Origin of the sequence: Streptomyces sp. NBC_00576 (genome assembly GCF_036345175.1) — a bacterium.
In the GTDB taxonomy this organism is placed as follows: domain Bacteria; phylum Actinomycetota; class Actinomycetes; order Streptomycetales; family Streptomycetaceae; genus Streptomyces.
This window is the reverse complement of sequence record NZ_CP107780.1, coordinates 6,005,169-6,018,202: the sequence shown is the minus strand read 5'-3', so window position 1 is coordinate 6,018,202 and position 13,034 is coordinate 6,005,169. Positions and strand designations below refer to the sequence as shown.

Annotated in this window: 10 protein-coding genes; 2 read left to right on the top strand and 8 right to left on the bottom strand. The window is 68.5% G+C overall.

The features are described 5' to 3' along the window. Positions 1-191: 191 nt before the first annotated feature. Together OG734_RS26035 and OG734_RS26030 are read right to left on the bottom strand one after the other, a co-directional pair. Entirely contained in the window at positions 192-443 is a 252-nt protein-coding gene (locus tag OG734_RS26035; protein ID WP_330289904.1) for a DUF397 domain-containing protein, read from the bottom strand. Further along, a complete protein-coding gene (locus tag OG734_RS26030) occupies positions 440-1,261 on the bottom strand; it encodes a helix-turn-helix domain-containing protein (RefSeq protein WP_330293788.1) in 822 nt (273 codons plus the stop codon). Before OG734_RS26030 ends, OG734_RS26035 begins: the two co-directional genes overlap by 4 nt. An 84-nt stretch (positions 1,262-1,345) precedes the next feature. Here OG734_RS26030 and OG734_RS26025 point away from each other — a divergent pair, with 84 nt between their 5' ends. Next, on the top strand, positions 1,346-1,798 hold the full coding sequence (locus OG734_RS26025; protein ID WP_330289903.1) for a hypothetical protein: 453 nt from the start codon (positions 1,346-1,348) through the stop codon (positions 1,796-1,798). Between the two features lie 83 nt (positions 1,799-1,881). Here OG734_RS26025 and OG734_RS26020 read toward each other — a convergent pair whose 3' ends face one another. From OG734_RS26020 to OG734_RS26010, 3 genes are all read right to left on the bottom strand, one after another. Then, positions 1,882-2,541, bottom strand: coding sequence for a DUF5063 domain-containing protein (locus OG734_RS26020; RefSeq protein ID WP_330289902.1), 660 nt, complete (start codon positions 2,539-2,541; stop codon positions 1,882-1,884). After that, positions 2,534-3,133 carry a recombination mediator RecR gene (gene recR / locus OG734_RS26015; protein WP_330289901.1) on the bottom strand — a complete coding sequence of 200 codons (600 nt, stop codon included), beginning with the start codon at positions 3,131-3,133 and terminating at the stop codon, positions 2,534-2,536. The genes OG734_RS26020 and recR overlap by 8 nt, the downstream gene beginning before the upstream one ends. Before the next feature lie 128 nt (positions 3,134-3,261). Next, positions 3,262-3,609 carry a YbaB/EbfC family nucleoid-associated protein gene (locus tag OG734_RS26010; RefSeq protein WP_006373444.1) on the bottom strand — a complete coding sequence of 116 codons (348 nt, stop codon included), beginning with the start codon at positions 3,607-3,609 and terminating at the stop codon, positions 3,262-3,264. Positions 3,610-3,975: 366 nt separating this feature from the next. Here OG734_RS26010 and OG734_RS26005 point away from each other — a divergent pair, with 366 nt between their 5' ends. Continuing rightward, positions 3,976-4,746: an SLATT domain-containing protein gene (locus OG734_RS26005; RefSeq protein WP_330289900.1), complete on the top strand. Its 771-nt coding sequence runs from the start codon at positions 3,976-3,978 to the stop codon at positions 4,744-4,746. A gap of 61 nt (positions 4,747-4,807) precedes the next feature. Here the strand turns inward: OG734_RS26005 and OG734_RS26000 are convergent, their stop codons facing one another. The 3 genes from OG734_RS26000 to OG734_RS25990 form a co-directional block, all read right to left on the bottom strand. Beyond that, positions 4,808-5,155 carry a hypothetical protein gene (locus OG734_RS26000; protein ID WP_330289899.1) on the bottom strand — a complete coding sequence of 116 codons (348 nt, stop codon included), beginning with the start codon at positions 5,153-5,155 and terminating at the stop codon, positions 4,808-4,810. Between the two features lie 660 nt (positions 5,156-5,815). Continuing rightward, positions 5,816-10,672, bottom strand: coding sequence for a ricin-type beta-trefoil lectin domain protein (locus OG734_RS25995; protein WP_330289898.1), 4,857 nt, complete (start codon positions 10,670-10,672; stop codon positions 5,816-5,818). A 488-nt stretch (positions 10,673-11,160) separates the two neighbouring features. Beyond that, positions 11,161-12,912: a serine/threonine-protein kinase gene (locus OG734_RS25990; RefSeq protein WP_330289897.1), complete on the bottom strand. Its 1,752-nt coding sequence runs from the start codon at positions 12,910-12,912 to the stop codon at positions 11,161-11,163. Between the last annotated feature and the right edge of the window lie 122 nt (positions 12,913-13,034).

Genomic DNA, 13,034 nt, shown 5'->3' with positions numbered 1-13,034 from the left:
CTCTAACACCGGCCGGGGCCGATCTATTTGCTTGTTTGCCGTGAACCTAGGGTGGCTTTACGTTCCGGCGCAAGCCGATCACGGAACGTCACCCGTTCAGGCTAAGCCGCCTCAACTCACGTACAGAATTGGTTGGTTGGGTAGGTTTTCACCCATCCCAAAACCCAGAAGAAGAGCTCGAAGCCGGAGGCTCAAGCTCCGGGCTGAGCTGCGGAAACGAACGCCGTCCAGGCGGAGGCGGTGATGCGCAGTTCGGGGCCCGTGGGGTTCTTGGAGTCGCGGAGGTGGACGGTTGTTCGGGGGGCGGGGAGGGCGACTTCGACGCAGGCGCCGCCTTCGGAGTCGCTGTAACTCGACTTGAACCAGTCGAGAGCGATCTCGACGCAGGCGCCACCCTCACCGTCGCTGTAGCGCGACTTGAACCACTTCAACTCGTCGTTCATAGCTCTGCCACCATCCGCTCGATGAAGCATGCCGACTCGTAGGGGTCGAGGGCCATACTGCGGATCATGCTAAGCCGCTCCGCCTGAGCACTCACCACCTCAGGGGCGGCGGTCAGATAACTCGCCGACGGCGCCTCCGTGTACGCGACGCGCTCGTGGTCCTGGGTTTCCAGCAGCACCATCACGCCGTGCAGGGCGGCAGCCATCGCCCTGCTGAAGGGCAGCACCTGGATCGAAATGTTGCGCAGCTTGGCGACCTCCAGGAGGTGCATCAGCTGATCCTCGTCCACGTACGGGCTACGCAGCGCCGCCTCGTACAGCACGTAGCTGCACCCCACCGGTGGCTTCCGGGTATGGATCTGCTGGCGCTCCACCCGCGCCGCCACCCGCTCCTCAATGGTCTCCTCGTCCAGCGGCGGGACGTGATCGCCGATCAACTTCCTTGCGTACAACTCCGTTTGCAGGGGGCCCGGGATGAGAACAGGCTCGTACCAACAGAGGTTGATCGCCTCTTTCTCGTACTGCATGAAGTCCTGCGCCCGAGCCGGAAACGGCTCCCTCTTCACGTACTCCTTCGCCGCACTCAACAAGCCGTCCGCGCGGCACAGCTCATCGGCCGCGTCGAGCACGCGTGGCGTCGGCATTCGTACGCCCTGCTCCATGGACTTGATGGTGTCCGGCGAGTAGTTGGCGGCGGCGCCCAGTTCCTCACGGGTGATGTTCGCCTTCGTGCGCCAGCGTTTCAGCTGGTTGCCGCTGTAACGCCAGGTGCCCGGCGACGGCTGCGAGTTGGTGTTGGAGTTGTACTGGACTGACACAGCGGCCACCTCCGACTGATACACCCCGGTGTGTATCACCTCAGTCACTACTGAGCGTAGCCCCGCACACGTCACCGTGTGACCATGACGAACGCAATCCCCCACTACCGCCCCGACTGGGTCCCCCTCGCCGGCCACCACCTCCGCCTGTCCGGCGTCCACTTCGACGCGATCCGCATCCAGGGCGTACGCGGAGAACAAGTCGCCGCCGACCTCATCGAGGCGGCCGACGGGGACGCGGGGCCCGTCGTCTGTGAACTGACCGGGTTCCGCTGGATGTACTTCCTGCTCGCGCCCGGGGAGGTACGGAAGAACAACTGGCCCTTGGGCGTACAGCGGTTCGGCGAGAAGGGATCGCGCACCGTGACGTACATCGGGATCCCGGCGCTGGACGGCAACACGTGGCCGTTGCGGTGGTACAGCGAGCCGACGGCTACGACGCCGTTCGTGGAGGCGGGGCGGTTGCGGAGGCTGCTGAAGGCGGTGGGGGCGATGGAGTCACCCGCCCCACTTCCCCCACCAGACCCGGCCACCTGAGACTGCGCCGGACGCCTCGGGCTGGTTCTCCCGCATCCGGCGCTTGACCTCTGCCCGACCGCTCAGCACAACCTGCCTGATGCCTACTTCACCGTGCGCAGCCCCAGCGGCTCCGCGATCTCCTCCACCATCACCTTGCCGGCCTCCTCCGCCAGGGTCTCGTCGCCGAGCTCCTGGTCGGTGTCCAGGCCGTCCAGTTCCGCCAGGGGCTGGTTCAGGCGGACGTGGGCGACCAGGGACTGCAGTGCGCGCAGGGTCGCGGACGCCGTCGAGCCCCAGTTGGAGAAGTACGAGAACTGCCACCACCACAGGGCCTCCGTGGTGCGGCCCGCGCGGTAGTGGGACATGCCGTGGCGGAGGTCGGCGATGACGTCGGCCAGGTCGTCGGAGATACGGGCCGGGACCGGGGCCTTGCGGGGCTCGTAGGGGTCGAAGACCTCCGAGTAGACGTCCACCGGGTCCAGCATCAGCGCCAGCCGTTCGCGGATGTCGTCCACGTCCGGTTCCGGGCCCAGGTCGGGCTCGTAGCGCTCGTCCGGGAGGATGTCCTCGTGGGCGCCGAGGCGGCCGCCGGCGAGCAGGAGCTGGGAGACCTCCAGGAGGAGGAAGGGCACTGCCGAGTCCGGCTCGTCGCCCTTCGCCACCTCGGTGACGGCCACCAGGAAGCTCTCCACCTGGTCGGCGATCTGGACCGCGAAGTCATCGGGGTCCTGTGTCGTGTTGTGCAGCGTGGCGTCAGACATCTAGGAGTCGTCTCCCCTCGAAGGCGCGGCCAAGGGTCACCTCGTCCGCGTATTCCAGGTCGCCACCCACAGGGAGGCCGCTGGCCAGGCGGGTGACCTTGAGGCCCATGGGCTTGATCATGCGGGCGAGGTACGTCGCTGTCGCCTCGCCCTCCAGGTTCGGGTCCGTGGCCAGGATCAGTTCCGTGATCGAGCCGTCCGCCAGGCGGGCCAGGAGTTCCCTTATGCGGAGGTCGTCCGGGCCCACCCCCTCGATCGGGCTGATCGCACCGCCCAGGACGTGGTACTTGCCCCGGAACTCACGCGTCCGCTCGATCGCCACGACGTCCTTGGGCTCTTCGACGACGCAGATGACCGTCGTGTCCCGGCGCGGGTCGCGGCAGATGTTGCACAGCTCCTCCTGCGCCACGTTCCCGCAGGTCGCGCAGAAGCGGACTTTCGCCTTCACTTCGAGAAGGGTGTGCGCGAGGCGCCGTACGTCCGTCGGCTCCGCCTGGAGGATGTGGAAGGCGATCCGTTGCGCGCTCTTGGGACCGACGCCGGGGAGCCGCCCCAGTTCGTCGATGAGGTCCTGGACCACGCCTTCGTACAACGGACTGCCTTTCCTGGTGCTTCAGCACAACGGTTCACGGTTCATGGTTCCGTCCGGCCTGCTGTACGTACCGTAGTTGGCCACCACCCACCTGAGGAAGGCAGGACGGGGGGCGCGCGGTGCGAACGTCAGAACGGCAGGCCCGGGATGCCGCTCCCGCCGCCGCCCAGACCCTGGGCCAGCGGGCCCAGCTTCTGCTGCTGAAGCTGCTGCGCGTTCTCGTTCGCCGCCTGTACGGCCGCCACGACCAGGTCGGCGAGAGTCTCGGTGTCCTCGGGGTCGACCGCCTTCGGGTCGATCTTGAGGGCCCTCAGTTCGCCGGCGCCCGTCACGGTCGCCTTGACCAGACCACCACCCGCCTGCCCGTCGACCTCGGTCCGCGCCAGCTCCTCCTGCGCGTTCGCCAGGTCCTGCTGCATCTTCTGGGCCTGCTGGAGCAGCTGCTGCATGTTGGGCTGGCCACCACCGGGGATCACGATCAGCTCCTCGTTGTCCGTAGTCGTCCGGACCAATGTCCGGAACCAGTGTCCGGAACCATGTCCGTACAAAAATCTTCGTTCAGCACGAGCCTACGTGGTCCGGTCGGCCGTCGCCCCAGCACTCTTTCGAGTGAGCCGGTCCTCTGGCCTATACCTGATCAAGGACCTCTTCCGAGCGGAAAAGAAACGAAAGCCGGTTACCGCCACCCATTGGGCGGTAGGAAGGGGGCGGCACGACAGCTTTACAACAGCACCAGACGTCACGCGGGCACACGTACGGTGTCACGCACCGTGATGATTGTGGTCAGTTTGCCCAGTTGTTCAGCAGCTCAGTTGCTAGTTGCTCAGTTAAGGGAGTGCCGGGTGAGCCAGCCGGAGATGCAGCCCGAGGGGCCGCCCCAGAGACCGCCCCACGAGGTGCGGAGCGAAGGTCCCCCCGGGTTGGGTTTCGCCGGGCTGCGGCCCGGGGACCTCACCGGCCGGCCCTTCCCCCTCGGCGACTGGGGCGAGCCCGCGCCGCGCCTCGACGAGCTGTACCGGTGGGTGGAGCAGGGGGCCCTGGAGACGGCGGCCTGGTACCTCGCCGACCGGGTCTGGAAACGGCGGGGCGCCCGGGCACTGCGTACGGGCGCCGCGCTCGGGGCGGTCGCCGGGGCCGCGCTGCCGCTGCTCGATCTCACCGGGGTGATGGGCGGGGTCGCCCCCTGGGGGTATCTGGCGCTGCTGATCGCGGTGTCGTGCGTGGCCGTCGACCGGTTCTTCGGGGTCACCTCGGGGTGGATAAGGGACGTCGCCACCGCGCAGGCCGTGCAGCGGCGGCTACAGGTGCTGCAGTTCGACTGGGCGTCGGAGAGCGTCCGGGAGGTACTGGGCCCGACGGAGGGAACAGCGGGCGAGGCCGCTGACCGGTGCCTCGGGGTGCTGCGGAGGTTCTCGGAGGACGTGACGGAGCTGATCCGGGCGGAGACGGCGGACTGGATGGTGGAGTTCCGGACGGGCTCCGCGCCGCTGGGGATCCAGTCGGCGGGGATGCAGGTGCCCCGCCAGGACGCGACGGTGCACCAGGGGCGCTTCGGGGTCGCCCCGGGGGCACGGCCGAACATGCCTCGGCAGCGGCCACCGGAGGCGCGGTGAGGTAGGTGGCTGCGGCCGAGGAAACCGCCCCCGCGAACAGCGACTTCACAATGCACACCGCTCACTGATGACCGGGGTGGTCCGGCGGATACCGGGAGCGGCCAGGCAGCGTCGCCGACTTTCCGCGCTTCGTGCACGTCTCGTACAGCTGTCGGAGGACCCTGGCGCCGATTCCTTCCTTTGCCAGCGGCGACAGACCTTCCAGGCTGCGTAGTGCCTTGAATGCGTCCTCGAAGCCGATGCCGGTCTTGGCAGTGGCGTCGAGGGCCTTGACGGCACGCGCGATCGGGGCGAGCAAGCCTTCGACCGGGACATACGTGGCGAGGCTCCAGGCGCAGGCGGACTTGCTGCCGTGCCAGCAGTCCATCAGGTCCTCGGCGAAGAAGGAGAACAGAATCGATCCGGCCACATCACCGAAGAGGCTCTGCCATCCGGCGCAGACGATGTCCTTGCCGGAGAACTTGTGCGTCCAGCCGTCGATCTTGATGTTCTTCAGGGTCGCTAGCGGGAGGAACTGGACGGAGGCCAGCGAGTCGCCGGCCTACGGGTGGTGGCCGCGATCGAGGAGGCGCATTTCTGGAGGAGGCCGAGGCGCGAGCGGAGTAGCGCCCCGACACTGTGCAGTGGCGGGGCGCTACTCGTTCAGGCTGGCTCGCCGTCCGCCTACGCCTGCGGGCGACTACTCCAGATGACGCTGCGGTCTTCGCTGTCGAAGTCGGATCCGACGGGGTCTTCTCCGCCGCGCGTAGCAGTAACGCTTCGGCACAGCACGAATCCGGATCCGCTTCTGGACCGAAGGACGACAGGCAGATGCAGCTTTCTGCCGGACGGGCTGATTCCAGAGAAACCGAGAATCTCTTCGGCTTCGGACTTGCTTGCGGAGCACAGATCAATGGACTTGTACTGCTGGACCAACTGCATGGCAGTCACACCTTCGAAAAGGAGGTCCAGGCAAGCAGTTTCCGTACTGTCGGGAACTGCCCGAAGGAGCAGTTGGGAGTGTCCGACCCCATAACGCCAGACTCTGAAGGTCCGATCGGATGTGAACATGACGGCGGAACTTGCGCGATCATTTGAAGGGGTTGTCATCTACCCGACCTCCCTTGTACCAGGTGATTCTGTCCCACGCCTGCGGAGACTGGCCGATTTTGTAGAGCTCCCAGTTCGTCAAGCCTTCGAATCCGGACGGATCGACTGTCTTCCCCGCACGGGCCGCGGCGAGGGGGTCAGTGATTCCGTCCAGGTTGAACGAGATCTTCGTCGTGGATCCTGAAGAGAGATACGCTTCGAACTTCTTGTACCACGGGCCACTCCCAGGCCAATCGTGGTATGTCAAAGCATCGCGTTCCATGGCGAACTCATCGAGGGCCATTACGTCGTCATCCACCGTCTGCAGGCCGAGCGCGATGTGTTCGCACACCGATGCCGAGTTGTGGACGAGGACCGACGTACTACCCGCCAGGACGTAGTAGGTGTGGAGGTTGTCGACGGTGAGGTTGTAGGCCGAGTGGAGCCGGTGGTAGGGGTGGACGCTGGCCACGGTGACGGTCCGGCCGTCGTTGGTGCCCAGGGTCTGGCCGGGCTTGAGGTCGCCGGCGTCGATCCAGCGATGCGCGCTGGGCGACCAGAAGGGATGGTGCTGGGTGGCGGTGATCCGTGCGTTGCCAACGCCGATCGTGATGTCGGCGAAGTCGGTGTCGTCCGGCGTGTAGATGGTGTCGGTGACGGTGTGGCCTTCTGTGCGGCCGCTTTCGGGATCGGTGGCAAGGACCGCGTCGCCGACCCTGACGTCCTGGATCCGCTTAGTCGTTCCGTCTGCCATCAGCACTGGTGTGGTGCCGGGGAAGCTGTTGCGCTCGCACGACTTGCCAAGGATTCTGCCGATCTTGGCTGCGATGCCGGCGAGGGCCTCATTGGACAGCCCGTCGAGGGCGCGTAGTGCCTTCCAGGCGTCCGCATAACCGATTCCGGTCTTGGCAGCGGCGTCGAGGGCCTTGACGGCACGCGCGATCGGGCCGACGGCGCCTTCGAGCGGGATGTATGTGGCGAGGCTCCAGGCGCAGGCGGACTTGTCGCCGTGCCAGCAGTCCATCAGGTCTTCGGCGAAGACGGAGAACAGGATCGCTCCGGCCACATCGCCGAAGAGGTTCTGCCATCCGGCACGGATGATGTCCTTGCCGGAGAACTTGTGCGTCCAGCCATCGATCTTGATGTTCTTCAGCGTCGACCGCTGGAGGAAATTCCACGCCTGCTTCGGGCACCCGTCGGCCGTGGCCTCGGCCTGGTCGTCGGTGCACAGGTAGAAGTCGGCCTCGTAGGTGACGACCAGGTCGTACTTCGCGTCGCAGCCCTGGAAGGCGGCCTCCGGCATTCCAGGGCAGATGCCGATCTGCTTTGAGCTGACGATCTCGACGGTGGACTCGTCCGGAACGGCGAACACACCGGGAATGCCCGTACCGGACCCCTCGGAGCGTTCCTTGTTGGCCTCCGCCCGTTCAGTCCGGTCGGCGGCGTCCTGCGCCTCCTGCGCGTACTTCAGCGCGTCCTTCGCCGCCTGTTCCGCTTCGGTGGCGGCGGCGTCCGCGCGGTCGGCGGCGGCTCGGGCGTCCCTGGCGGACTGTTCCGCCGTGGCTGCGGCGTCGCGGGCTGCTGCCGCGTCGAGGGCTGCCTGGTCGGCGGCGGCGCGCGCGTCCTTGGCGTAGCCCTCGGCGCGTCCGGCTGCCTGGTCGGCGGCGGTCGCGTCGGTGGTGGCCTGGCGGTCGTACTCGATGGTGCGGGCCAGGGACGACGATGCCTGTGAGGCCGCCTTGGCGGCGTCGGCCGCGTAGCCGAGGGCCTCCTTGGAGTAGGTGCGGGCGTTCGCAGCATGGGTGGCGGCGTTGGCCGCGTACTGGTAGGCGATCTTCGTGTCGCCCGTCGCCTGGTCGGCGAGGTTCTTGGCCGCGGATGCCTCCGCCTGCGCGTTCTTGGCGTGGGCGTCGGCGACGGCCTTCTGCTGTTCGGCGATCGACTTCGCCGCCTGACCGGCCAGCACGACCAGGCCTGCGGCCGAGTCGGTGGTGACGTAGGGGGAGCCGAGCTCGATCGCGTCGTTGGCCGGCTTGGCGACCTGGGATGCGGCGTTGCCCGCGTCGACCGCGGCCCGCGCGGTGACATGGGCGAAGCCTGCGGCCTTCGCCGAGGCTGCCAGGGCCTTGGCGGCCTCCTTGTTCGCCTCGTCCGCCTGGGACTTGGCGGTCCTGGCCAGACTCTCCGCCTCGTCCGCCAGCTCGACGGCCGTCCTGGCCTCGGAGGAGGCGTGCTGGGACGCCGTGATGGCGTCGGCCACGGCGCTGGTCGCGGTGGCGACGGCGGCGTCGGCCCTCAGCTTGGCGGCCTGCGCGGCGTCCGCGTTCGAGCGGGCGCGCTTGGCGGCCGCTTCGGCGCGGGTGGCCGCGGCGTCCGCCTCGGCTGCTGCCTGGGTGGCGGCGTCCGCTGCGGCCCGGGAACGGCCGGCAGCGGCCTCAGCGTCATCCGCGTGCGCGGCGGCCGCGTCCGCTGCCGCTCTGGACTCCCCCGCGTCGCTGTCGGACTCGTGGGCCTGGGCGAACGCCTCCTTCGCGTCCGCCTTCGCACGGGTGGCGTCCGCCTTCTGCTCGGCGTCCCAGGCGTCGTCCCGCAGATCGCGGGCCTCGTCGCGGGCCGTCACCGCGTCGTTCTTCCGGGCGACCGCGGTCGCCTCGGCGGCTTCGGCCTTCTCCTTGGCGTCCTTCGCGTCAGCGGCCTCGGCCTGCGCGGTCTGCTTGTGCTGGTTGGCCTCGATCTGCCTGGCGGTGGCGGTGTCCTTCTCCGCCTTGGCCGTCTTCTCCTCGGCCTCGGCCGCGAGCCGCTTGGCGCGCGCGTCGGCGGCAGCCGCCTTCGCGTCCGCTTCAGCCTTCACCGCGACGGCGAGCTTCGCCTCCGCCGTCTCCTTGTCCTTCTTGGCGTTGTCCCGGTGCAGCTTGGCCGCGTCCGCCGCGGCCTTCGCCTGCAACTCGGCCGCGTGCGCGGCCTCCTTACGGAACTCCGCGTTGACCTGCGCGGCCTGGGCCTGAGCCCGCTGCGCGATCGTCGCGCTGTCACCCACCGCAGCCCTGGTCGCGGCCTCGGCCGTCTCACCGGCCTTCACCGTCGCCGTCAGCGCCGCCACCGTCCCCTTGGTGACCTGCGCCTTCTGCTGACCGACCAGAAGCCCACGCCCCCGCGGCGCGCCGGCCGCATCCGCGATGCCGTACGCGGCCTGCTCGGCGGCGTCGGATGCGGTCGCCGACTTCTTGGCGTTCTCCAACTGGGTCCTGATCGTGGCCAGTTGCTTCTTCGCCGCCGCCTGGGCGTCGCTGACGATCTTCTTCGCCTTGTCGAACTCAGCCTTGTCCGGGTACGAGGGGCTGTCCGTGCCGTTGTGGCCGGACGGCTTGATCAGGAACTTCTGCGAGGCGGCGGCGTTCTTGCAGTCCCACAACCGAGCGTCCGTGCTCTTCGCGAACGCGCTCAGGTCCAGGCACTTGCCCGTGGTGACGCTCTTCAGGGGCGAGGCGGCACGGACGTCGCCCTTCCACGACTGCCCTGCGGACTTGTAGCAGTCCGATATCTGGATCTTCGTGCCGTTCGCCGCCGCGTTTCCGGCTACGTCCAGGCACCTCAGCGAGCCGACATTGCGGAGGTGGAGATCGCCCTCTTTGCCCTCGAGCGTCCACTGCTGGGACGCGCCGCCGTTGCAGGTGTAGATCTGGACGGGTGTGCCGTTGGTCTTGCCGTTGCCCGCAACGTCCAGGCAGTTGCCCCTCGCGCCCGGGACCTCGATCGTCACATAGCTGTCGTCGATCCAGCCCAGCCCGCCCGCGGACCAGTAGTCCTGCCAGCGGGTGGAGTAGTTCGCGAGCCATGACTGGCCGAGGATCTGCCCCAGGGCGAACGTGCCGTCCCGCAACGCGTTCGTGGCGTTGAGGCCGGCAGCGAGGATCTGTTGCCGCTGCGGTGCCTGCGCGGCGATCTCCTGCTGCCACTCGGCGGAGGCCTGCGCCACTTCCTTGCCGAGAACCCGGTTCGGGTCGATCGGGGCGTGCCACGCACACGACGCGAAGCGGGCCTTCAGGTCCTCGACCGCGATGCGGAACTCCGGGGTGCCCGGGGCCGGGGCTGTGCGAGGGAAGCCGCCGGAGGCCAGGAAGATACGGGCGTCATCGGCGAACACCCTGGGAACGAACAACACATTGGGTTCGATCTTCCCCGAGTTCTTCTTCCACAGCTTCCACGCCTGCTGCTCCTCCGGATTGCCCCCGGTGGTGTACAGCGGGTCGCCGATCGCGAGCGCGGCGGCCTTCGTCCTGTCGTCAGCGGTGGGCGACGGATCGTAGAACGGGGAGAACAAGTCGATCGAGCTGCTGTACGACTGCCACACCCACTGTTGCAGCCCGGTCTGCTCGTAGACCTTGAACTCGTCGTCGGGTTCGCCAGGGAAAAAACTCAAGCCGCTGACGGCGTTGGTAAGCGCGAACTCCTGGGCGAACATCTTGTCGTCCCACTGCGTGCTGCTGGCGCCGTCCGCACCGAAGGCCTGGTGCAGTGGGGTGTTGGCGTCCGAGGGATCCCGGCGGAGCTTCTGGTGGAGCTGATCGGCAGGCAGTCCGACGGCGTTCTGCGCGAGGGCGAACAGGTTGGGCCCGCCCTTTCGCAGGGCATCGACGGCCACACACTGATCCTCGCGCAGCTGCTCGGCCGCTTTGGAGTCGAAGCCGTCGTACGAGTCGCCCGCCGCAGCGACTGGTTGTGCGGCGTCCCGGTCGAGCAGGCCTGGCTGGACGACCAGACCGCCGAGGACGGCCAGGGCGGCTATGGACGTGACGGCGGAGGTGAGTGTGGCGGAGGCTCGTGCTCTGGGGTTGAACAACCCCGGTCTGAAGCGCAAAAGCAAATCCTTCGTAGCAAGCGAAGCGAATGAGGGCAGGCAGGAAGGGGTGACCGCCCGAAGAGGCGGGTGGGACACGCGAGGGTCAGCCCGCCGTCCCGTTGCGGGAACAGGGGCCGCAGACAGCAGCGGTCAAGTAGGCGTTCACAACGAGCCGGCATCGCGGCATGACGAACCAATCCCCCCGTGGCGGTACAGTCCCCCCGGCCGCCGAATGATGTGCGCGCGACACAACAGGGTGGTCAGATCCCTGCCGTCAGCGCGGCGCTCACCATAGCCATAGGCCAACAGGGCATGACAAGAGCTGCCTTCGGAGTCCGGATCGCGGATCGGGAAAACCACTTGCCCGGCGATTCACTGCACGCCACGTGCAAACGCCGTGCTCACAGCGGGAGTTACATGTGTGTGACCCGTGAGGAAAGTGTGCGTGTAGTGCATGATCTCGGCCATAAGTTGACCAGAAGTCACCTGCTTGTCGACGTGCAGGTTCAGCTCTTCTTCTCGTACGTCAGCTTTCCGCCACCGCCCGCTGTCGCCCGCTCCAACGTGCCGTCCTTGCGTAGGGTCAGCGTCGAGGCGGCGCCCGGAGTGCAGGCGGAGGGGGGTTCGCCGGTGGTGATCTGGGACGGGGAGATCCTCAACAGGGCTTCGTCGGTGGGCCGTTCGGCCAGGGGTGCGGCGAACACGCAGTGGTAGGTGGGGCCGTCGGCGACCAGGGTCAGCACTCTGTCGCCCGCCTCGCCCTGCCTGATGGTCAGCCGACGCGTGTTGTGGCCCGTGGAGTTGTCGATCGAGGCGGTCCAGGTGCCGAGGAAGCCGGACGGTACGGCGGCACCGGCCGGCGCCGAGGTCGGCGTAGGGCTCGGGGGCACGGTCGGGGTGTCGTCGTCGCCGTTCAGCAGGGTGGTGACGATGGACGCGCCGGCCCCGAGGGCGACGACCAGGGCGGCGGCGCCGAGTGCCACCGACAGGCGGGACCTCCGGGTTCGCGCCTCCCTGCGTTGCGCGCGCACCACGGTGTAGGGCAGCGGCGTGACAGCGGGCGTCGCGCTCCACTCGGCCGGTAGGGCGGGCTCTTCGAGCGCCGGGTCCCCGGGCCAGACAGGGGAACGCTGGCTGTCGCCGGGGGCGGCGGCGAAGGGCTGCGGATGGTGCTGGGGGTGGCCGTGGGCCGGATCGGCGGGCGGGCCGGTGGGTGGGGCGTGCTCGGGCGGGATGTCGTCCGGCCTCTCCACGTCGGCCTCCGCCACTGCCTCCTCATCCGCTGCCTCATCCGCCTCCGCCTCTGCCTCCGCCTCAAGCAACTGCACCGCGTGTCGCCCCAGTTGGGCGACCAGTGCGCCCGGCAGCCAGGTGTCCCGCTCGTGGCCGGCCGCGTCGGCGTCGGCCGACACCCCCGTACTCCCCGTAGGCCCTGCACTCCCCGTACTCCCCGTACGTTCCAGGATCTGTTCCGGTGTGGGTCGCTGGGCCGGGTCCTTGTGCAGGCAGTCGCGGAGGAGGGCGGCCAGGCCCTCCGGGACGCCCGTCAGGTCGGGTTCCTCCTGGGCTATGCGGAACATCATGGCGTGGGCCCCGCTGCCGACCGCCCCGAACGGCAGGGCGCCCGTGACGGCGTACGCCAGGACGGAGCCGAGGCAGAAGACGTCGGCCGCGGCGGTGATCCGGTCGCCGCGTACCTGTTCGGGCGCCATGAAGCCGGGTGAGCCGACGAGCGCGCCCGCGCGCGTGAGGCCGCCCTCCGTGACGGTTTCCAGGGCGCGGGCGATGCCGAAGTCGATGACGCGGGGCCCGTCGATGGTGACCAGGACGTTGGACGGCTTGAGGTCGCGGTGGACGATCCCGGCGGCGTGGATGTCCTGGAGCGCGTGCGCGAGCCCGGCGGCGAGGACGCGCACCGAGTGTTCGGGCAGCGGCCCGTGGTCGTGCCCGACGACCTGTCGCAGGCTCGGCCCGGCGACGTACCCGGTGGCGACCCAGGGCACGGCGGCCTCGGTGTCGGCGTCGAGCACGGGCGCCGTCCAGTGCCCCCCGACGCGACGCGCGGCGGCGACCTCCTGCCGGAAGCGGTCCCGGAACTCTTCCTGCTCGGCCAGCTCCCGCCGAACGAGCTTGACGGCGACCGTACGACCCCGCTCGGACCGCGCGACATACACATGCCCCATGCCGCCCGCGCCGAGCCGCGCGAGCAGCCGGTACGCCCCGATCCGCACCGGATCCCCGTCCCGGAGCTTGTCCATGCCTGCGCCGCCTCCCCCTTCTCCCCTCCCCCGCACCCCCCTACTTTCTCATCAGGACACGCGACAACCTGTCGTGTAAAGCGCCAGACCGCAGACAGGACGCCGATATCCCGCCGTTACCC

Bases quoted from the DNA above. Each gene is read 5' to 3' on its own strand.
- OG734_RS26035 (WP_330289904.1), bottom strand. From the start codon at position 443: ATGAACGACGAGTTGAAGTGGTTCAAGTCGCGCTACAGCGACGGTGAG.
- OG734_RS26025 (WP_330289903.1), top strand. From the start codon at position 1,346: ATGACGAACGCAATCCCCCACTACCGCCCCGACTGGGTCCCCCTCGCC.
- OG734_RS26020 (WP_330289902.1), bottom strand. From the start codon at position 2,541: ATGTCTGACGCCACGCTGCACAACACGACACAGGACCCCGATGACTTC.
- OG734_RS25990 (WP_330289897.1), bottom strand. From the start codon at position 12,912: ATGGACAAGCTCCGGGACGGGGATCCGGTGCGGATCGGGGCGTACCGG.